The sequence below is a fragment of the Clostridium facile genome, from assembly GCF_014297275.1.
Lineage (GTDB): Bacteria > Bacillota > Clostridia > Oscillospirales > Ruminococcaceae > Massilioclostridium > Massilioclostridium facile.
Window position 1 is genome coordinate 1,022,929 of record NZ_JACOQK010000001.1, and the last position, 21,612, is coordinate 1,044,540.

General features: G+C 42.7%; 9 protein-coding genes. 1 reads left to right on the forward strand and 8 read right to left on the reverse strand.

Translation table 11 applies throughout. The annotated features are described in order from the left end of the window. Nucleotides 1-98: 98 nt before the first annotated feature. From H8Z77_RS04320 to H8Z77_RS04335, 4 genes are all read right to left on the reverse strand, one after another. Entirely contained in the window at nt 99-10,208 is a 10,110-nt protein-coding gene (locus tag H8Z77_RS04320) for a Spy0128 family protein (protein ID WP_186996285.1), read from the reverse strand. Nucleotides 10,209-10,517: 309 nt separating this feature from the next. Further along, nucleotides 10,518-11,117: a recombinase family protein gene (locus H8Z77_RS04325; RefSeq protein WP_069988962.1), complete on the reverse strand. Its 600-nt coding sequence runs from the start codon at nt 11,115-11,117 to the stop codon at nt 10,518-10,520. A 462-nt stretch (nt 11,118-11,579) separates the two neighbouring features. Then, nucleotides 11,580-11,966, reverse strand: coding sequence for a metal-dependent transcriptional regulator (locus H8Z77_RS04330; RefSeq protein WP_069988963.1), 387 nt, complete (start codon nt 11,964-11,966; stop codon nt 11,580-11,582). Nucleotides 11,967-11,989: 23 nt separating this feature from the next. After that, nucleotides 11,990-12,226, reverse strand: a complete 237-nt coding sequence (locus H8Z77_RS04335; RefSeq protein ID WP_069988964.1) for a hypothetical protein — start codon at nt 12,224-12,226, stop codon at nt 11,990-11,992. A 160-nt stretch (nt 12,227-12,386) separates the two neighbouring features. Here H8Z77_RS04335 and H8Z77_RS04340 point away from each other — a divergent pair, with 160 nt between their 5' ends. Then, complete coding sequence (locus tag H8Z77_RS04340) at nt 12,387-13,286, forward strand: polysaccharide deacetylase family protein (RefSeq protein ID WP_186996286.1); 900 nt, start codon at nt 12,387-12,389, stop codon at nt 13,284-13,286. A 181-nt stretch (nt 13,287-13,467) separates the two neighbouring features. Here the strand turns inward: H8Z77_RS04340 and H8Z77_RS04345 are convergent, their stop codons facing one another. The 4 genes from H8Z77_RS04345 to H8Z77_RS04360 all read right to left on the reverse strand — a co-directional run bounded on the left by H8Z77_RS04345 (nt 13,468) and on the right by H8Z77_RS04360 (nt 21,384). Continuing rightward, complete coding sequence (locus H8Z77_RS04345; RefSeq protein ID WP_186996287.1) at nt 13,468-17,523, reverse strand: glycosyl hydrolase; 4,056 nt, start codon at nt 17,521-17,523, stop codon at nt 13,468-13,470. Nucleotides 17,524-18,214: 691 nt separating this feature from the next. Beyond that, the gene (locus tag H8Z77_RS04350; protein ID WP_186996288.1) at nt 18,215-18,934 is read right to left on the reverse strand and encodes a DUF421 domain-containing protein; all 720 of its coding nucleotides are present in this window, start codon (nt 18,932-18,934) and stop codon (nt 18,215-18,217) included. 95 nt (nt 18,935-19,029) lie between these two features. Then, on the reverse strand, nt 19,030-19,353 hold the full coding sequence (locus H8Z77_RS04355; RefSeq protein ID WP_186996289.1) for a hypothetical protein: 324 nt from the start codon (nt 19,351-19,353) through the stop codon (nt 19,030-19,032). Between the two features lie 6 nt (nt 19,354-19,359). Next, on the reverse strand, nt 19,360-21,384 hold the full coding sequence (locus H8Z77_RS04360; protein WP_186996290.1) for an LTA synthase family protein: 2,025 nt from the start codon (nt 21,382-21,384) through the stop codon (nt 19,360-19,362). Nucleotides 21,385-21,612: the final 228 nt, after the last annotated feature.

Genomic DNA, 21,612 nt, shown 5'->3' on the forward strand with positions numbered 1-21,612 from the left:
TATCTCCTTGGTAGAACCGGGGAATTTTTCATGTTTTAGAGGATATAAAAAAACCGGCCTAACTAGGCCGGTTTCCTTAACATAACGGAAAAAATGGGTTAACCGTTATGGGAACCACGTTTTTTACGTGATTTTTTCATAAATGCTGCAAGCCCTAAGGTGGAAAGAGCTAGAAGCATAAGCCAGATTGATAAACCATCGTCGCCTGTTTTTGGAGGCTCGTCAGGGTTTACAACTGGAGGAACAGGTTCTGGAGGAGCAACAGGTTCTGTATAAGTATTATAGAATACTGGTTTAGAACCACCTAAATATTTTATGGTTGCAACTAAGTGCCCTTCTCCATCATCTGTTACAATTACTACTACGGTATAAACCGTAGCATCATAAGACATTCCTTCCGCATTTCCGAATTGTTCAGAAAGCGTATAGAAATAGGTACCTGGTTGGGTATATTCAATCCCATTAAACTGGATGGAACCATCCGCCGCATTGGTTGCTTTGCCGATAATATTGCCATCCTCATCCTTTAACAGGAAGGAGAATTCCCCTGTTTGCATGTCGCGCCCGCTTAGCACTTTATCCGCACTGATGGATGCGGTAACGCTGTCGATGGTATACAGGTTGTTGAATTGTACTTGATCAACTGCCTTGCCATCTTTTGCGTAAGAAACCGCAGCGTGTAGCTGGCCATTGCCATCATCGGTTACCGTGACAGTTACGGTGTAAACGGAAGTATCGTAAGTAATACCGCCCAAGCCGTTATCCTGTTCTGTCAAAGTATAGGTATAGGTTCCAGCTGTGTTATAGCTGATTGGGTCAAATAAAACAGTACCAGTTGCTGTATTAACAGCTTTACCAACAACTTTTCCGCTCTGGTCTGTTAATAGAAAGGTAAATTCCCCTGCTTTCATATCTCGGCCATCCAGTGCTTTGTTCGCATGGATAGTCACCTGTGTTCCAGCAGCGGTATACTGGTTATGGAATACCATATGTTCAACAAGCTGGTTATCTTTACTGTACGCAACAGCTGCAATCAGGTTGCCGTTGCCATCATCCGTTACGGTAACGGTTACAGTGTAAACGGTATTATCGTAGGTTACACCACCTAAATCGTTGTTGTTTTCCACAACAGTATAGGTGTAGGTGCCGGTTTCTGTATAGGTGATTTCACCAAACGAGAACATGCCGCCAGCAACATTTTTCACAACAGCTTCGGATGGCATTGGAGCGTTATCGGTAACTGGAGCCAGGGCGAATTCAAACTCGCCTGCGTTCAGGTTACGGCCATCCAACGTTTTGGAGCCATCCAACGGCGTGCTGGTAGTTCCGCCAATGGTTACAGGTTTTGCGGTATAGGTATTGGTGAACTGGATACCAGTTGCGTTCTGGCCATCTTTCTGGTAAGAAGCAGCTGCGCTTAAATGCCCTTGCAGGTCGTCGGTTACAGTAACGGTTACAGTGTAAACTGCGGTATCATAAGCAACACCGCCCAAACTGCCGTTATCTTCTGTAACAGTATAGATGTAGGTACCAGCTTTATCGTAGGTGATTGGGCTGAATTCTACTGCGCCTGCCTGGTTATTTTTCACTTGCTGGATCAGTGTTCCATCCTCGCCTTCTAAGGAGAAGCTGAACTCCTGGTCTTTCAGGTCACGGCCGTTTAACAGTTTATTGGCATGGAAGGTCATATTGGTTGTACCAGCAGAATAGGTGTTTGTAAACTGCGGTGTGGCAACCTCCTGGCCATCCTTGCTGTACGCTACTGCTGCATGGAGTTTTCCAAGGTTATCATCTGTTACCGTAACAGTAACAGTGTAGGAAGCGCTATCATAGGTAACGCCGCCTAAACCGTTTGCTTTTTCGGTTAAGGTATAGATGTAGGTACCAGCCTTATCGTAGGTAATTGGGCCAAATGTCACTTTGCCCGGCTGGCCGTTTGCAGCAGCGGTATTGTTCGCTGTCATTGTATTGCCGTCCTGGCCTGTTAAAACAAATTCAAATTCACCAGCAGCCATGTCGCGGCCATTCAATACTTTTGTCGCGTCGATGGTGATGCCATCGCTTGCGGCAGCGGTGTAGGTGTTGTGGAATACAGGCTGTTCGCTGTAAGCAACTTCCGCTTTCAATTGGCCGGAACCATCATCGATTACGGTGACAGTTGCGGTGAAGGAAGCAGCGTCATAGCTGATACCGCCTTTATCGCCAGCAACCTCTTTGATGGTATAAACATAACTGCCCGCTTCATGATAGGTGATATCCCCAAATACAAAGCTGCCATCCTGCCGGTTTACAGCGGTGTTGGACGCTGGCATTGGAGCATTTTGGGTAACTGCTACCAGTTCAAACGTAAATTCTCCGTTTTGCAGGTCGCGGCCTGTTAAGACTTTGCTGCCCTGCAATGCGTTGCTAGTTGCTTCCCCAATGGTAACAGGGTCGGCTTTATACTGGTTGGTAAACACAGGGTTGCCAACAACCGCAACGCCCTGATTTGTATACGCTACAGAAGGCTGTAATTTGCCATCTTTGGTATCTGTAACCGTAACGGTTACATCATAAACCGTTTTATCATAACGGACACCGCCCAAGCTGCCTGGCAATTCTTCGATGGTGTAGTAGTAAGTGCCTGCCTGGTCGTAATGGATGGAATCGAACGCAACGTTGCCATTGGCTTGGTTGGTTACCTGGCTGATGACATCGCCGCTGTTGTCCTTGAGTAGGAAGGTGAATTCCCCTGCGTTCAGGCCACGGCCTTCCAGAACTTTGGTCGCATTTAACACTACATCCGTTGGAGCAGCTTTATAGCTGTTGTTGAACTGGATACTGGTTACGTCCACACCGTCTTTCTGATAAGAAGCAACTGCGTTCAAATGGCCTTGCAGATCATCAGTTACAGTTACTGTTACGGTATAAACAGCAGGGTCGTAGGCAATTCCGCCTAAACTGCTTGTTGTTTCCACGATGGTATAGGTATAGACTCCGGCGGTTGTAAATTCGATTGGAGCGAATTGGATCGCACCGGTTCCAGCATTGGTTTTGGTATCGACCACAATATCGTTCTGTTTCAGTTCAAAGGAGAACTCTCCCGCTTTTAATTCACGGCCTTCCAGGTTTTTCATCGCACCCAGGGTAACGCTGGTTTTCGCAGCGGCATAGGTGTTATGGAATACAGCCTGGTTGTTTTCGCCATCAATATACTGGACATTCGCCACCAGTTGGCCGCCGTTATCGGTTACTTTAACAATGACAGTGTAAACTTCATCATCATAGGTAACGCCGCCTACACTGCCTGGTTTTTCCGAGATGGTATACTCGTAGTTGCCTGGTTTTGTATAGGTGATGTTGCCAAAGGTAAAGTTGCCCGCACCATCATTTTTCACAGTCTGGGTTCCGGTAACGCCCTCTGGCATTGGGGCTTTGCCGTTTGCCGTCAGGGTAAACTCAAATTCCCCTGCTTTCAAATCACGTCCAGCCAGTTCTTTAGAGCCGCCTAAAGCTGCGTTTCCATCTTTGCCCAGGGTAACGTCCTCAGGGTCATAGCCATTGTCAAAAGCGGCTTTGTCTGTGGATGTCCCGCCGGTATAGGAAACAGCTGCTTCCAGCTTGCCATCCTGGTCGGTATCGGTCACTTTGATGGTTACGGTGTATACTGTTTCATCATAGGCAATCCCTTTTTGGCTGCCTTTGGTTTCAGCAATCTGGTATTCATAATCGCCTACTTTATCAAACGCGATATTGCCAAACGCGAAGCTTCCATCCACGCCATTTACAGCAGTATTGGATGCTGGCATTGGCGCATCTTTGGTAACCGGGGTTAAGGTGAACTCAAATTCCCCGCCCTGCATGGTATAGCTGTTGCCTTCGGATGAAGTAACAGTTTTGGTTCCACCAATCGCGGCAACTGTTCCATCCGGCCCAACAACAATCTCTTCAGGGTCGTATTTGTTATCAAAAGCGGCTTTATCAGTAGAAGTACCGCCTGCGTAAGAGACAGCAGCTTCCAGTTTACCGTTGTTGTCGGTTACTTTTACAGTTACGTTGTAAACGGTGGCATCGTATGTCATATGGTAGATACTACCTGGTTCTTCCGAGATGGTGTATTGATACTCACCAGCATGGGTATAGGTAATCTTACCAAATGTAAAGTCGCCATCCTTATCATTGGCAACGGTCTGGCTGCCCTGGGTGCCTTCTGGCATTGGAGCGCCATCCACTGGTTTCAGGATAAAGCTGAATTCTCCCTCTTTAAGGGTATAGCTGTTGCCTTCAGATGCGGTAACAGTTTTTGTCCCGCCTAAAGTGGCGTTTCCATCTTCACCTAAAGTAACGTCCTCAGGGTCGTATTTATTATCAAATACAGCTTTATCTGTGGATGTTCCACCAGCATAGGAAACAACTGCTTCCAGTTGGCCGTTGTTATCGGTTACCTGAACGGTTACCGTATAAACAGTCTGGTCATAGGTAAACAGTGTATTATCCCCTTTGGTTTCGGCAATCTGATATTCATACTCGCCTTCTTTATCAAACGTGATATTGCCAAACGCAAAGTTACCTGCTTGATCGTTGGTAACAGTAGTTTCTTTCGGCATTGGGGCGTCTTTGGTAACTGGGGTTAAGGTGAATTCAAATTCCCTGCCCTTTATGGTGTAGCTGTTGCCAGCTTCCAACGCAGTTACTGTTTTTGTCCCGCCAATTGCGGTAACCGTTCCATCCGGTCCAACGATAACTTCATCAGGTGTATAAGTGTTGTTAAATACAACCCCACCATCTGGATAAACTACTTCTGCCTGCAATTTGCCATCTACATCGGTTACCTTTATGGTAACGTCAAAACTAGAGGTATCATAACCGATATGGGAGTCTGTCCCAGCTTTTTCGGTAATGGTATAGTGGTATTCCCCTTGGTGGGTGAACTGGATGCTGCCAAAGGTGAATTTTCCATCCACATTGTTTTGGGCAGTCGCTTTTTCTGGCATTGGAGCGTTATCTTTGCTAGTTAATTCAAAGGTGAACTCCCCTGCTTTTTGGGCACGTCCAGTTAACTGTTTGGTACCGCCTAAATTAGAAACGGTAACAGCGGTTGGTTCATAGGTGTTAGTAAATTGAACCACATGGATTGGGCCCTGCGTTTTATCGCTGGCAATCACAGTTCTTTCAATGACCAATTGCCCATTTTGATCCCCTACTGTCACAGTAATGGTATAGTTAGCACCATCATAGCTCATACCAGGGATGTTACCGGAAACTTCGGTAATGGTATACTGGTATGTACCTGCCTTGGTGAATGTGATATCCCCAAATTTGAAATTACCGGAAGCATCGTTTTTCACGGTTTGGCTGCCAGTAACCCCCTGTGGCATTGGCGCGCCATCTACTGGGGTTAAGGTAAAGCTGAATTCATCCGCTTTTAAGGTGTAATCACCTGTTACGGTTTTGGTTCCGCCTAAAGCAGCGTCCCCGCCCAAAGTAACAGACTGTGGCTGGTAGGTATTATTAAATACCATCGCATCAACCGCATCCCCATCTTTTATAGCATAAGAAACATCTGCTGACAGGGTTCCGCCATTGTCTTTTACAGTAACGGTTACAAGATAAACAGTGTTATCATAACTCATACCATTGATTGGAGCCACTGCGTTATCCTCTTTTACCTCATATTGGTAAACCCCTGGAGCGGTATAGGTCATTTCACCGAACGCGAAGCCACCCTGGGTATTGTTTGTAACGCTAGTTGGGTTTGGCATTGGTGCGTTTTGGGTAACCGCTGTCAGGGTAAAGGTAAAGTCATTCCCTTTTAAGGTATAATCGCCAGTTACTGTTTTGTTGCCAGCGATGCCAGCGTTGGTATTGTTCCCAATTACAACGGTGGTTGGCTGGTAGGTATTGTTGAACGCTGCTGTTGTGGTGGATGTGCCACCTTCATAAGCAACACTAGCGGTCAATTTGCCGTTGTTATCCGATACGGTAACAATTGCGGTGTAAGTAGTTGTATCATACCCTATTCCAGTGATATTGCCGGATACCTCGGTAATGGTATACCGGTATTCCCCAGTATGGGTATAGGTAATATTGCCGAAGGCAAAGCTGCTACCTGTATTGGAAACCGTTTGGCTACCAACCACGCCATCTGGCATTGGTGCACCATTAACGGGGCTCAAAGTAAAGTTGAACTGGTTGTCTTTCAATTCAAAGGTATTACCTGGGGTTGGGGTTACTGTTTTGGTTCCGCCCAAAGCGGCGTTTCCATCTTCACCCAAAGTAATATCTTCTGGAGTATAGGTATTAGTAAACCGGAGTTCCGCCGGGACACTATCCTTTGTAATCGAAACATTTGTAACATTCAGTGTACCGTTTTGGTCGTCTACCTGAATGCTGACATCATAGGTGGAACCGTCATAGGAGATACCTGTGATTGGGTTCTCACTGTTTTCCTTTACCTGGTACTGGTATGTACCTGGGGCTGTGAAGTTGATGGTTCCAAAGGTGAAGTCTTCCCCAACATTGGAAACAGTCTGGCTTCCAGCGACGCCATCTGGCATTGGTGCGCCATTAACCGATGTTAAGGTAAAGTTAAACTGACCATTTTGCAAAGTGAAATTGCCATCGGTTACGGTGACGGATTTTTTACCACGAATGGTATAAGTGGTATCCGTAGCGTCATAGCCATTGTTGAAGGCGATTGCGGTTTTTCCTGCAGGATTGCTGGAAATCGTTTTGGATGTTACCTCCAGTTTTCCGGTTGCAGGGTTATCCTCTACCTGGAATGTCACGGTGTAAACGGTGTCATCATAGGTAAATCCACCCGCACCGGCATTTACTTCCCTGATTTCATAGGAATAGGTTCCAGCGGTAGCAAACGTAATGTCACCAAAGTTGAAGTTGCCTTGCCCATCATTGGTGGCAGTAGATTTTGCTGGAGCTGGCGCATTGCCTTGCGGGGTTACAGTAAAGGTGAACTGATTCTTGGTTAAGGTAGCGCCTGTCAATGATTTTGTACCACTAATTGCGGCATTCCCTGTTACGGTAACAGAATCCGGCGTATAGGTGTTTACAAAATTACGGCTACCTGTATAGGTTGGCTGCCCTACAATCAAGGTACCATCTTTGCCATCGGTTACACTTACATTGACTATTACGGTATGGCTGTCATAACCCACACCAGGAATATTGCCTTTTTCCTCGGTAATTTTAAAGGAATAATCGCCGGGGGCAGTAAAGGTAATATCGCCAAAACGGTAATTCTGGTTATCCTTATTTACCATAGTTGTAGCAGTTGGAAGAACCACTTTTCCATCTGTAATGGCCTGCTGGGTACTATCGTTCCCTGCTGCCAAGGTAAATGTAAACTCGTCGGTATCCAGCCAGTCACGGCCAAGGGTTTTTGTACCGGATAAATAGGTGCTGCCAGAAAGGCTGCCTGGCTGGTCAAAACTATAGGTGTTGGTAAACGCAGCTACCGCACCATTTTCATCCTTACCACTTACTACCCCTGTTTTTACCAATTGGTCCGCGATATAACCATTTGCTGTAGTTTCGGTTACAGTGTAATTGGTTCCAATCGGAAGCTTTTGAATGGTAATGGATTCCCCGTGTTTCAGAGTAATGGTATCGCCATCCGAGATAGTTCCAGTTTTGGAGCCGATGTAAGCAAAACTACCAGATAACGGCAGGTTATTTGTATCTTTCAGGTTTATCGTAAAGGTAAAGTCTTTTTGCTGGTCCGCATAATCGCCAGCAACCGCTTTGCTGATGGTCAAACTGCCATCATTGGCGGATACAACAATTTTACCGTTGTTACCCAAACCAACCTGCACACTGATATGCCCGTCCTGCCCTACCACCAGGGAAGGTTCCAAGGAGTTTACCGCTGTGCCAGTTGTGTTATCTGCTTTTGGAGTAACGTAGGAGGAATTCGTATATTTGGATGTCCCTTTTGGGATATGCCATCCACTCTCGGCGTTGTAATCTTTTTTCGCTAATGCCTGTGGAGTAATTTCGTTCCAGTTACGCTGGATCGTATTATTTTCCGTACTGAACACCTGGGTTTGATAGTAATAGGTTTCACCTTGCACCGGTTCAGATGTTACTGGACGGTAGTTTTCCCCTATTTTTTCATAAATCATGGTATCCTTTGGATAATAATAAAATTCGTTTTCCTGGGATGGATCAAAATTCACATGGGTCCCAGCAGTATCGTCCTGGTCTGTAAGGTCGTTCCAAGCATTGGTATAAAAACTATATTCCCCATTTCCGTTTTGATATGGATAATCCTCTGAAACTACCGAACTAACATTGTCTTTGGTAATTCCATCTTTTACGCCAACTTCATAGAAGAAACGCATTGGGAACACTACTGTTACATCAGTTTGTGCAGTAGTTGCTGTTTCCAAATCGTCTGTATCTAAAGTAACGGTATACCGCAACACGGGAATTAATGCTGCCGGTATTGACAACATCATCGTTTGCTTTCCGGTAGCAATCTCGGTTTGTACACGGGGACCAACATACATCAGGTCAGTTCCATATACCCCACCGCCTGATATACCTGGTTCGCCAGAATAGACATAAGAATGGTTTAGATAAACCGCGCTATCCGGTGCAGGCTGACCTGGTTTATATGGAGCGATATAGCTTTTATCCGCTGCACCATACCATGCCACATAGTTGCTGAACTCATTATCGTTGGTATAGGAAATCTGCCCATACTGATAAGCGTTCTCAATCAAAGCTACTGCTGTAGCCTCGTCGATTGACAGACGCTCCATGACGGATTGCACATATTGGTAAACATATGCGTCATCCTGATAATCCAAATCGCCCCAATAGTCGATGGATTCCTTAATGCTTCGGGTGAAAATTGCCCCTGTATACAGACGTTCCCCATAAAATAGACCGTTTAGGTTTTTAATCTGCATATAGTCACCAATTTCATCCTCAAAGGTAATATAACCGGAAAGTTCAGAACCACTGGAATCGGTATCCGTAGGATAATAACGGGATTGGATGATAATTTCCTCCACAATTGACTCAAAGGCTGTTTGCAGTTGGTCTTCATTATTTGCAGTGAAATATTGATCAACATATTCTATGCTGTCAATTCCATCAACTACAGTGATTCTGCTTCTTCCTAAATTCATACTTTGTCCCACAGGCGTACTTTGATATGTTCGCCAATATTGTTGCATTCCTTGGGTATTATTGCGAGACGGGTCTAATACAGCTTTCGCAATATTACTTGACCCAACATTAAAGCCAAGGGTGTAGAACAAAGCATCTCTGCTATAGCGCTGTTCTAACTGGGAACGGGTATATGCATTGGTCAATTGAGTAACAAAGCCAACTTCATTGGTACTGGAATTAGAAGTACCATTTCCCATGTTACTATTCCCTACAGCAGTATAATTTGTTGTTCCATAAGTTGGGTTACCATCACTCATCAGTACAATAACTGGAATACGTTTTGTACCTTCTACTGACAGCGAATCTTCTGGCAGTTTTAAAAATTCTTGCAGACTAGCATAAACACCGCTTTGGATGTAAGTTCCTCCTCCTACTGATTGGGAGTTTGAAACGCGATTGTTATTACTATCCCGTACTACATTGGTAACTTCAATTTCATCACGCCAGCTACTGTATTCCAAAAAATTACTGGTATTATCAGTGGTGGAATAGTGGTCTGGTTCAAGCAAAACGCCATTACCAGAAGCATACAACGCAACTCCAACACGGTTGTTAACGTTTAACTCTAATAAATTTTTAATAGAGTCATTCGTAGCATTTACCATTCGTTCAATCGAAGTTGAAGACATACTGTTGGAAACATCCAATACCAGCATAACATCTACTGGAATTGTGGATTGTCCCACAATACTTTTGTTGGAACTGATTGCGGATAGCCCTACCAGGAAGTTATCGCTGTCAGAGCGCCGCACTGGAATTTCTTCCGTTCCAGATGGGTTTAATGTGACGTCTTCAGCCGATACCGATTTATCGGTCCAAATACGTCCAACTCGGGTGGTATCATTTGATATATAGTCGTTCGACCAATCCCTCATTGTAATAGGGTCAACGGTTTTTGTCCCAATGGGGTCATCCGCTGCCATTACAGGGATATTCGTGAATACACAGCTAAATAGCATCATCAATGTCAAAAAAGACGCCAATAAGCGGTGTTTCAGGCGAAAACGGCTTTTTTCTATGTCCTGCATCATAAATTTTCCTCCTCAAAAATTTTAAATAAATTTGATGCATTTATCGCATGTCCTCACAGGCAATACAAGCCGTTAAAAACCAACTGGACGGACTGCCCATTACCATCCATGCCCAGCTTTTAAAGTTTTTCCACCCTAACGGCAATGCTGCCTGATAAAGTAGACTTTTTCCTGCAAATAATATATAATAAAATTATCTTACTATAGAAGGGGGGAAATTGTAATTAACACGGGCAATCCGTCTGATTTTAAGTGAACGATTTTGTCTAGTTTTTTATGACAAATATAGGCTATGTAAAATAATAGTTCCTATTTTCCATGTACCCATCGAAGGAAGGTATCTTGAGATATTTCCAAAATTTTGGCAGCTTCACGGGAAGATATTTTTCGTTGCTCCCAGTCTTTTTTCAGCTTCCAAAACGCATCTGGAATCGCTTTTCTAGGTCTGCCAAAACGCACGCCACGCAAACGCGCTGCCGCAATCCCTTCCGCCTGTCGTTGGCGGATATTGCTCCGCTCAGTATGCGCCACATAACATAGGATCTGCAGCACCAAATCCGCAACAAAGGTACCCATTACATCATCATTTTTTTGCCGGGTGTCCAATAAAGGCATATCCAACACCACAATATTGGCGTGTTTTTCTTTTGTAATAATTCGCCATTGGTTCTGGATTTCCTCATAATCCCTGCCCAGCCTATCAATGGATTTGACAACAATCACATCATTCTTTTTAATGCGACGCATCAGTTTTTGGTATTGGGGGCGGTTGAAATCCTTTCCACTGAATTTATCCAGGTAGATGTTCTTTTTTTCTACCGGAAATTCCCGCATGGCAATCAATTGCCTGTCTTCGTTTTGCTCTTTGGTTGAAACACGGATGTAACCATAAATCTTTTGTTGTTGCATTTTTCATAAATGCCTCCTTTTCGTGTAATAACAATATTGTAAACCAAAATAGCAAAAAAATTTTTGTAGGCAGCTACTTTTTTCCACATATTACGACAATATTTTCATTTCAATCGTTAAAATTAACATTTTCTAACAGTTACAGTTGTCTTTCTCCCATAAATCGAGCAATATTTTCAAAAGCAGGAACCATATCTTTTAGCTGCCCGATATTAAGGAAACCATGAATTCGTGTATATAAACGCGGTAAATGAATGAGCTGTTATCGGCAATATGAAACAATTAAAACCCACAAAAAGGAATATATAACATGATAAAACAGTAATCTTCTATCATCAAGTATTTTTCTAAGCAAAAGGTTTCTTTTATCCATCATGGAATCAGTAGAGTATTCCGGTAATATAGTACAAAAAACTCCCAGCCATTTCACCTGGCTGGGAGTCCCCTTTTTTATCCTATTTTTTACAGCACGCCCTGTGCGCGGCAACTCTCTACTAATAGTTTGATTTTATCAAAACTTTCCTGGCTGATCACATGTTCCATCCGGCAAGCGTCCTGATCCGCGACTTCTTTACTCACTCCAAGGCTAAACTGCAAATACGTCGAAATGGTAGTATGTCGCTCGTAAACCTGACGAGCTTTTTCCCTGCCTTCCTCTGTCAACAGGATATGCCCATGACCATCCACCACAATATAGCCCGCTTTTTTTAGAATTCCCATAGCTCGACTTACACTGGGTTTCGCGAACCCCAATTCTGTGGCAATATCGACCGATCTTACAATTCCATTCCGTTGTTCCAATACCAAAATTGTTTCCAGGTAATTTTCACCTGATTCCTGTATTTTCATTGCCGCCCTCCTTCAACGGTATATTAACGAATATAAAATATATAACAGATTACCGCAATCGCAAATATGGCAGTAATTGGCAGAGAAATTTTTAATATCCGCATTGGAATAAAAAAGATATTTTGCACGTCTTCCACCAGGCTTTCCCGATGGTCTTTTAGCAGTTTGCTAATCCAGATTAGGGAAAATACACAACATACAAATGAGATTAACGAAATAACCGCTAAAATAAGGCCTACTGTGCTTCCTACAATTCCCATAAATGATTTCCTTTCTGCGATAAAATAGTGTCATAGTAAGTCTATGCTAACAAAATGCTGATATAACAATTTTATTATATCATACATCTTTTGAATAAACAAACAAATTTGTATAAATTTAATGAAAACCCAATATACTGGAACAAGAGGTGAGGCTGGCATGAAACGAATCATCTGCAACTGGAAAAAAATTTTATGCGGTTTGCTTGTTGTGGTTTTGGCTATAGCCCTACTGTTGGGTTGGGGCCGTACAAAAACAATTCCCACAGAGGCGGAAGTTCAATCCTCAACAACGGAGGAAGAAGGGGTTTTTGTTCCCATCCTAATGTACCACAGCATCTTAAAGGACACCAGTAAATCAGGGAAATACACCGTTACCCCTACTACCATTGAAAACGATTTGCTTTACCTGAAGGAACATGGATACACTACCATTGTTATGGCTGATTTAATCCATTATGTATATGACGATGTACCATTGCCAAAAAAACCGGTTATGATTACCCTGGATGATGGCTATTACAACAACTATACCTATCTGTTCCCACTGCTCCAAGAGCATCAAATGAAAGCGGTAATTTCTATTGTAGGGAGCTATAGCCAAAAATTCAGTGAAATTGATGAACCCAATCCTGCTTACGCTTACCTGACCTGGAATGATATTTTGGAGATGTCCCAATCTGGTTTAGTAGAATTCCAAAACCACAGCTATGATATGCACCACCAGGGAAATGGAAGAAAAGGGACAAAACGGAAATGGGGGGAATCGGATGAGGAGTACCGGAAAAATTTTGAGAATGACCTCCAAAAAACTCAGGATTTACTCCGCCAGTATACCGGAAGTTATCCAACTACCTTCACTTATCCCTATGGAGCCTCCAGTAAAGGGTCGATTGATTTGATCAAGGAAATGGGGTTCCTGGCTTCCCTCTCCTGCTATGAACATGAAAACATCATTACCAAAGATCCCGAGTGTTTGTATTTCCTTAATCGGTATAATCGTCCCAGCGGAATCTCCACAGAGGAGTTTATGAAAAAAGCCGGAATTGCTGAAGGATAGTTTTACACTATCTGACGTAAATGGTAAACAGCCTATTCCCGTGGATTAGAAATAGCTGCTAAGAGCATGGTACAAAAAAGGAACCCCAATTTCGTGAAAAATTGGGGTTCCTTTAACATTCTATATCTGGTTAAAAAACCAGACTTTTCTTATATTAAGAGAAAAAGAAGTTTATTATTTATTATTTTTTCTTACGGGTGAACAACAGAGCTGCTCCTGCTAATGTAATTGCTGCTAATCCTGCAATTGGAGCAAAATCGCCTGTTTTCGCCGCGTTTGCTTTTGGTGTGGTAGATTCCTCTCCAGTTTGAGTAGCTGTATCATCAGTGGACGGTGTTGTTTCTTCTGGAACACTTCCATCTACTGTTACTAATTGATCCATTGCAGCTTGTACGTTTGTTACTGCTGCATCTACTTCCTCTTGAGTTGCGTTTTCATCTGCCATTACGTCATTTGCTTCTGCTACTGCTGCTGTCAATACTGCGTAGCTTTCTGCTGTATACGCAGATGCGTCTTTACCATTCGCTTCTGCCAATACAGATTCTAAGATAGATTTATCTGCTTTATATCTCAGATTCAGCATTGCGTTCAACAGGTTAGTTTCTGCTGTTTCGATTTCTGCCTGCATTGCGTTGTCTTTGTCTGCAAGGATTGCCTGTGCTGCTGCCAATGCTTCTTTAAATTCTGCTTGGCCTGCTTCTACATAGTCATTCATGTCATAACCTTCTGCCAATGCTACTAGAGTTTCTAAGGAAGTGATATCCCCTTTCACAAAGCCTAGTTTATGGATTTCGGTCATCAATGTTTTCCATGCCGCGTCTACTTCTTCCTGAGTTGCTGCTGGATCTGCTGCAACTGCTTTGGCTGCATCCAATGCTGCATTGAAAGTTTTCTGCACATCCGCAATGATATTATTGAATTCATCAGATGCTTTTTGTTGTTCTGCATAGTCAATAACAGTGTTTAAAATATCTTTATCCGCTACTTCGTATTCAGAATCTACGAAAGGAACGATTACTGCCTGGCTTGGCCCATATGGCAAGTATTTTGTCTGTCTCATTTCACCAAACCAATTATTTCTGCTATTTCCACCAGGTTTAATTGCGCCACGGGAAAGTTGAACATTTCCTAATGGAGAACTATATTCAATATGGATCGTATTTTCACCGTCTACCAGGTATTCACTGATATCCGCTACTGGGTCTGTAGAACTGATACCACCTGTGTATTGTTCTGTTCCTTCATATCCTTCAATTACAGATTGTGGAACTTTGGTTGGGTTCGTACTTACATCTCCGCCAACTTTCTGTCCATTAATCCATACTTTCATGCTGGAATAGAATTCATCGCCAAAGTCGATATATGCACCATCAGCGGAGCTGCTATCCCAATTAAATTTCGCATCATAATACCCAATACCGGATACGCTTTCTCCTACTTCAGGAATATTATTCCATGTAGTCAGTTCATCCAGTTTTACATTGATATCTGTCTTGTCAGTATCAACTTTAGTATTTACAGTATGTACATCACCAATCGTTTCTTCACTGCGGAGTACATTTTCCGATGGTGTCCAAGATTCTACTGTTACATCCCAGTTAGTAATTGGGTAGGATTCTGGTACGTTGATTTCTTCTGTTACTGTTCTGCCACTACTCAATTTCGTTGTATAAGTACCACTTTGAGTTGCTCGTACTGCTACACCATTTTCTGTTCCATATGCCATATCTGCGTTGGTTGAAGTTGCGTGGAATGATTCCTCGGTTACTGGTTCAAACGCATATAGAGCGATATCATCATAATCCAAATCGATTGGGAATACAGTCTGACCATCTTCATAATAGTAATTACCAATTTCAGTTACTTCACCTGTCCAGGAATCGATGGTATATGGGATATACATGCCATCCATCCGGATTTCTGTCTTGATGTTGGTTCCATGGTCTTCTGTTTTTACTTCATCAATAAAGCTGTTTTCATGGTAATCGTTGGAGCAGTAATTATAAGCATACAAATAACGGCTACCATCTTCTGCTTCACGGGTTTGGGTCAATAACTGATGGTTTGCCCCATTAAATTCAGCGTATGGACGGATGCCCATTTCCTGCATTGCATCGTACAGACCATCGTCATAGCCTTCCGCTACTTTGTCAAAGTAATCAAAGTCTTCAGAAGCATCGTAAATTTCTACATCTTTTACATTTGGCAGGGCTCTCATCTGTTCCATAATGGAAGCCAATTCTTCGTCCTTGCCATCGTTAAAGGTAGTGCGTTCCGCAGCCCCTTCCATAATAAAGACTGGCAGGCCTTTTTGTGCCCATTCATAGATCAATTTCGCGCCATCAATATCCAGCCAATCCTGATAGAGTACCAGTGCTTTATAGCCTGCTGGTTCTATTGTCTTGGTATCTTCATCAAAGTAAACGCCGTCCGCTTTGAGCATATCAGGGCTAAAGTAATCATAGGTATAGCCGTTATCTTGCAGTTCAGTAGAACGATAGTAAACACCCTGATGAGCCAACATATACTGCATACCAGTGAGGCCATCTCCAGATTCTCCACCAAATCTTACACCTTGGTTCCAGTTGTTGTGGATAAAGCCAACATCGGTTCTGGAATTACCGGTTTGTAACATCTGCTGGATACGTCCCAGATGTGCGTTCATTTCGTCAAAGTCCTTATAGGAAGGTTCACGGGTTCCCCAACGGTCAAAACCAGAGCCCCAGCCTGGCCATGCAGCGTTTTCACCATAGCTATAGCCTGCGCTCCAAATATGCCAGATTAACTGTTGGAAACCGGAAGCATACATGGTATAAGCATCTTCCAAGCGAAGTTGTTGTGGAGTATAATAGGTATTTAATTCAGTTCCTGTTTCACTGGAAAGAACTTTATCCAACAGATGGTTGCCAGCACTATGTAATCTTAAAATATCAACCTGGTTGTATTGGTTCAAACTCTCTGCTTCTGGATAATCTACATACATTGCTGGTTCTGTGATTTCAAATGACCGACCATAGGAAATCTGGGCACGTGTTTCAATTCCTACAGAATTTAACCATTCTTTTAATGGTTGTAGCATATTTTCACAATACAATTGTGTCAATACATCTACCCAGTCGTTGATAATTTTTTCCCGGTCATTTTTATCATTATACAGGTCATGGGTACCTTCCGCAGGTTGAGTATATGGATCATATACAGCCTGTACCTGTGGCAAGCCATCTACTAAGAACAGGTATGGCATGATATCATAGCCTTTACGGTTGATAAATTCTTGCCGGATATCTTCTGTCCACCAGGTAATACCACCGTCAGGATTCAACTCAATGGAGTCCATAAACAGCTGTACATCGCCCTCTTTGATCTTCTCGTTCAATTCTGGGTCATTCAGATAATGCTCTTCCCAGAACGAACGTAAAGCGTCAACCCCTCTGGTATCAAAGTAGTTGGTCGCGTAGCAAGTTTCCGCCGCTGGGGAAGCTGTTTTGTAGTTCCCATGGGTCCAGTATCCAAATACCACATAATCAGAATCTGCTGGAGCTGTCCAGTTGATTGCCTGGTCATAAACAGTTGCGCCTTCTACTGCTGTCACCTGATTACTTAAGTCAATCATAGAACCTGGTTCTACAACATAGCTTTCTCCATCCGTACTAGCAAGTTTCCCTGCATATGCGGCAACAAATTTCCCTTTGTTGCTTTCCCTCTGGGTAGATGGTTTTGGCAATGCGGTAATGCTTTCCCCTGCTTTGACTACCTGGGACCCCATTGCCACAACTTGGCTTGCTTCCTGGCTATCTGGATCCAACCCTGGTACGTTTGAGGTTGACCAGTTGGTACCAGATGTTAAGCTCAATGTCATGCCCAGATCCAGGATTTTGTTCATCATCAGTTTCCACTTGTGGGACCACATCTCGGAACCATATGCGTAGGTGTCATCCGGTGCGTTTCTATCCGACTGCATACATAGCTCTACGCCACGGAACCCTGCGTCATACAATGCCTGGATTTCTTCCAGCAGCGTTTCATCTGTATTGGATGCTTCCCCGATCCACCAGCGCACCTCTGTACTGTACACCCTATCTGGATCGGTATACTGGGATTCCAGTTTGCTGGCAAAATCCGCTGTGCCAGCAACATTGCCGCCAATCGCACTAACAGCAGATGCCGCTACTGTAGAAAGCATGGTAGCAGCCAGCAATACGCCAAGGGCTTTTTTTGCTTTGTTTTTTAACTTCATCGTTTTTCCTCCTTTAGAAATGGATAGTTTGTAAAGAGGACAAAATCAGGATAGCCTACATGATGGTTTTCTATCAAAAATTTATTTTAAATTTTTGCAATTAATTAAACCAAACATGCCGCCCAAAAAACAGCCGTAAAATAAGATGCTCCCTAAACTAAATGTTTCCATCAGTTTTCTATGGTAAAACATCCTTTTACACCACTGTAAATGTGGCAATCACTTTATTTTCCGCTTTACAAGATAGATGATTAATCTGTTATATTATTAAAACATAACAGAAATCGCTTACAAAATATATAAAATATATTTTGTATCTGCGATTAATATTATAATATTTATCTATTTTTATCACAATGGGCATTCATGAACTAAAAAGTGGTAATTTTTTGTACTTTCTGGTATAAAATCTAACACTCTATCAAGTAAAAACAACCCGGGAATCCAGGACGGATTCTCCGAGTTGTTCCTCAATGGAAAAGAAAAATTTGTTTGTTATCTTAAAGATTATCTCTTTTGAGGGAGCTGCACCTGCTAAGGCGATTGCCGATAACCTCCCAATTGGAACAACACCGCCTGTTTTCGCTGCGTTCGCTTGGGCAGTTATCGTTTTCTGACCTGTTTAGGTAACATTTTCTTCCATTTGTTTTTTAGATGGGATTTTTGTTATAGGTATTATAGTATATTTCTTTCAAATAAAATAATTTTTGTTTTTTAACTGCTGGTTTTTCAGTAAAAGGGTAAGGGTTCCATTGGTTTCCAAGGAACCCAACAACACATCTTCCGTACGATGTTTCTGTTGTTTTAGCTGTTTGTTTAGCCAGGCCAGATCATAGCCAGTTTGTTCCAAATTGCGCTCCATTACCTTCCCATCAACAATTACGTTAGTACAGAGATGTTCCTGAGGCAGCGCCATCCCTAAATCTTCTGGCTGGACAGGACGTTTCCCCGTCTTTGGCAGAATGCTGACACTTCCGTCGATTTCCATAATCCCATACTCAATATCACTGATATTAAAATACCCATTTTTCCGACATTCACACAGTAAATCATTGATATCATAATGGCAGTCTTTCATAGATTTTTCAATAATGGAGCCTTTATAAATCAGAATCGTAGGGGTACCGGAAAAAAAACGGCGCAGCTTGATGCTTTTCATCGTAATAATCGAAATCGATACTGTCAGGATCGCGTACAATGCCATTGCAACTAGACAGGCATAAATTGGAATGGTATCATCAATGGTTAACGTAGCCGCAATAGATCCAATCGTGATACCTACAATATAATCGTAAAAGGTGAGCTGGGAGATTTGCCGCACCCCAATTAAGCGAGAGAGCAAAAATAAAAATACAAAGGAAAGGAGCGTCCGAAACACAATGGAAAGGAGATTTATCAAAACTTCATTCACGTTACAACACCTCATCCATAGTGTTGCAGTATTTGGGGAAAATATGCAAAAAACAGGACAACTTCTAAAGGATGTCCTGTTTTTACACGAAAATATCAGAAAAAGTATTCCAAAGATTCCAGCCAGTCTTTCAAACTGACGCCCTCAATACTGACTATACGAACATTTTGCCATCTTTCTTGAAGGGATTTCCCCTGAAATATTCTGGCAGTTACAAGCTCCTGGGCAGTTGGAAATTCTGCTCCGTTAGGAATATCACAATATCCCACCCAATACGGTTTTTCGCATTGGGGCATATAGCCCAAAAAATGTTCTTCTTCCCGCTCATCATCCGCAAAGTAAAAGCAGGTTTCGTTGATCCGTTTTCCCGCTTCCAACTGATGATAGAAAAAATCGTAATTTAAGCTAGCTATTTCCATGATGGACTAGCCTGCCTGGTCGGAAATGGTAAAGACGCTATTTAATCGATTTTTTGGGTCAAACAGGTAATTATACTGCATCATATCATAAGAATCAATCAGGGAAGCATATACAGGGTCGTTTTTATAATCCTCAAGCCGATAATAGTTATTTTGATTATCCACATAGCCAATGGCGGTGAACACCGGCAACTGTTCCTGAATTCCATCCAGGAACTGATTATATTCGGTCTTTTCCAACCCAGCAACATCCAACAACAGATTGGAAAGATAGTTGGCACTCATATGTTCCACCGTTTGTTCTGGGATATCATAATTTGCCCAGATGTAAAATGGAGTGATAAAACTCCGCATTTGTTCTTCAAAGGTACGCTGATCAAACGGGCCAACTAGAAAATCGTAAAACTCATCTTCCAAAGTAGGCTGATGGTCACCGAACATTAAAATAATAGTGGGTTCCTCCTGCTGGCTAAAATAGTTCACCAGATATTCAAACGCTTTGTCGGATTCCTGTACCAGAGTTAAGTACTGCTCCGCTTTTGGGAACTCCTGTCCCTCAGGTTTATTGAGGATTTCCACTGTGTTCTGGAATCCATTGGAGTAATCCAGATATCCCCCATGGTTCTGCATGGTAACGTTAAACAGGAACAGCCTTTCGTCTGGGTCCTTCTGTTCATACAGGTCGATTACTTTATCATAAGAAGATTTGTCGCTAATGTATTCTCGTATGTACTCTGGATTTTCAAAATCCTCCATGCTAACAAAATCCTGGAAGCCCAGCAATGGATATACCCTGTCACGGTTCCAACCCGCCGCATAATAAGGATGCACCGCCAAGCTGGTATATCCCTGGTCGTTTAAGGTACTTACCAGAGAATAGGTATCGTCTGTAATATACTGCTGGTATGGCCGACAGCCACTGGGCAAAAACGCCATGCTGTTCCCGGTTAAAAACTCAAACTCGGAGTTACAGGTCCCACTGCCATGGATGGACATATATAAATTTCCTTTGATGGTATTCTCGGTGAGATTTGTCAGAAAAGGCATGAGCTCCTGGTTGGTCTGGAAATCCCCCACCTGCCGGAAATCCGCTAGGGATTCATTCATAATTGCGATGATATTTGGCTTTTGTTCCATAGAAGTTTCGGACACTTGATAAAAATCCCTGGTATCAATCTGATTGGAAATCGCCTCTACCTGCTGTACTGAATAATCTTCTGGGGAATCCACCATCAAAAACTGGGTGTTCATCGCCAAGGAAAGCACGATGCCATGGTCATGGGTGGACTGTGCCTGGCGCCAGGTATAGACACTAAGTCCCAGCTTTGGCAGAGTAGATTCCTGGTAAAAGACGGTGACAAATACAATACTGGCGGAAACAATTGCCACTTTGCCAATGATATTAGCTTTCAAGCTACGGTTCACATAGGTCAGCTTGGAAGCCACCATATTCCATAGCAACATCAGGCAAGTAGCAAGCAATACATTCCAGGTCATAACAAAAGTGTAGTTAGAAGCAACACTCAGTGCAGTTCCAACCGACATAAAATCCCATGGTAGGATTGGTTCCCCTCGGAAGAGGGTGACCGCATAATTAACAATTGCAAACAGCCAAAACAGAGTATTAGAAATCCAAATTGTCACCCTTATCCGGTTAGTCAGGGCATAAATGACTCCATATACCAGGTAATACCACAGCAAATTCATGACAAAATTCGCTAAGTTAAAATCAAAAAAGATATTAACATTGTTGTTGACATATTCAACGATTCCAAACGTTATGATTGGGGAACAGCAAAGCAGCAGGATGCTTACTCTTTTTTCCCATTTTTCCTCTTGAAACCGGATGCGGAAGGCTGTTACAGCGCCAAACAAACCAGCAACTACCACTGTAAGCAAAAACCATCCAATCTGAAATTGCTTGCTATCTTGGTCGATAAAAGCGGGGATATTGCACACAATCAAAACCAACAACACCGCTGTTAAAATTGCCGAGATAGTAATCCGTTTTCGATTGGTTGTAAACTCCATATTGTTTTTTTACCTCCATTTTATATGTGATTGTATTTTATCGTACACTGAAAATCATACCTTTTCGTTCGACAAAAACAGGTACAGATTCAGCCCATTTTTGGGTTTTTTGGTTGGGAAATAGCAGATACTATACCCATTTTAAGTGTGATGGAAAAAGTATACCATACGAAACGAAAAAAAGAAAGCAATTTTCCTATTAATTGGGATTTATGTCAAATTTTCGTC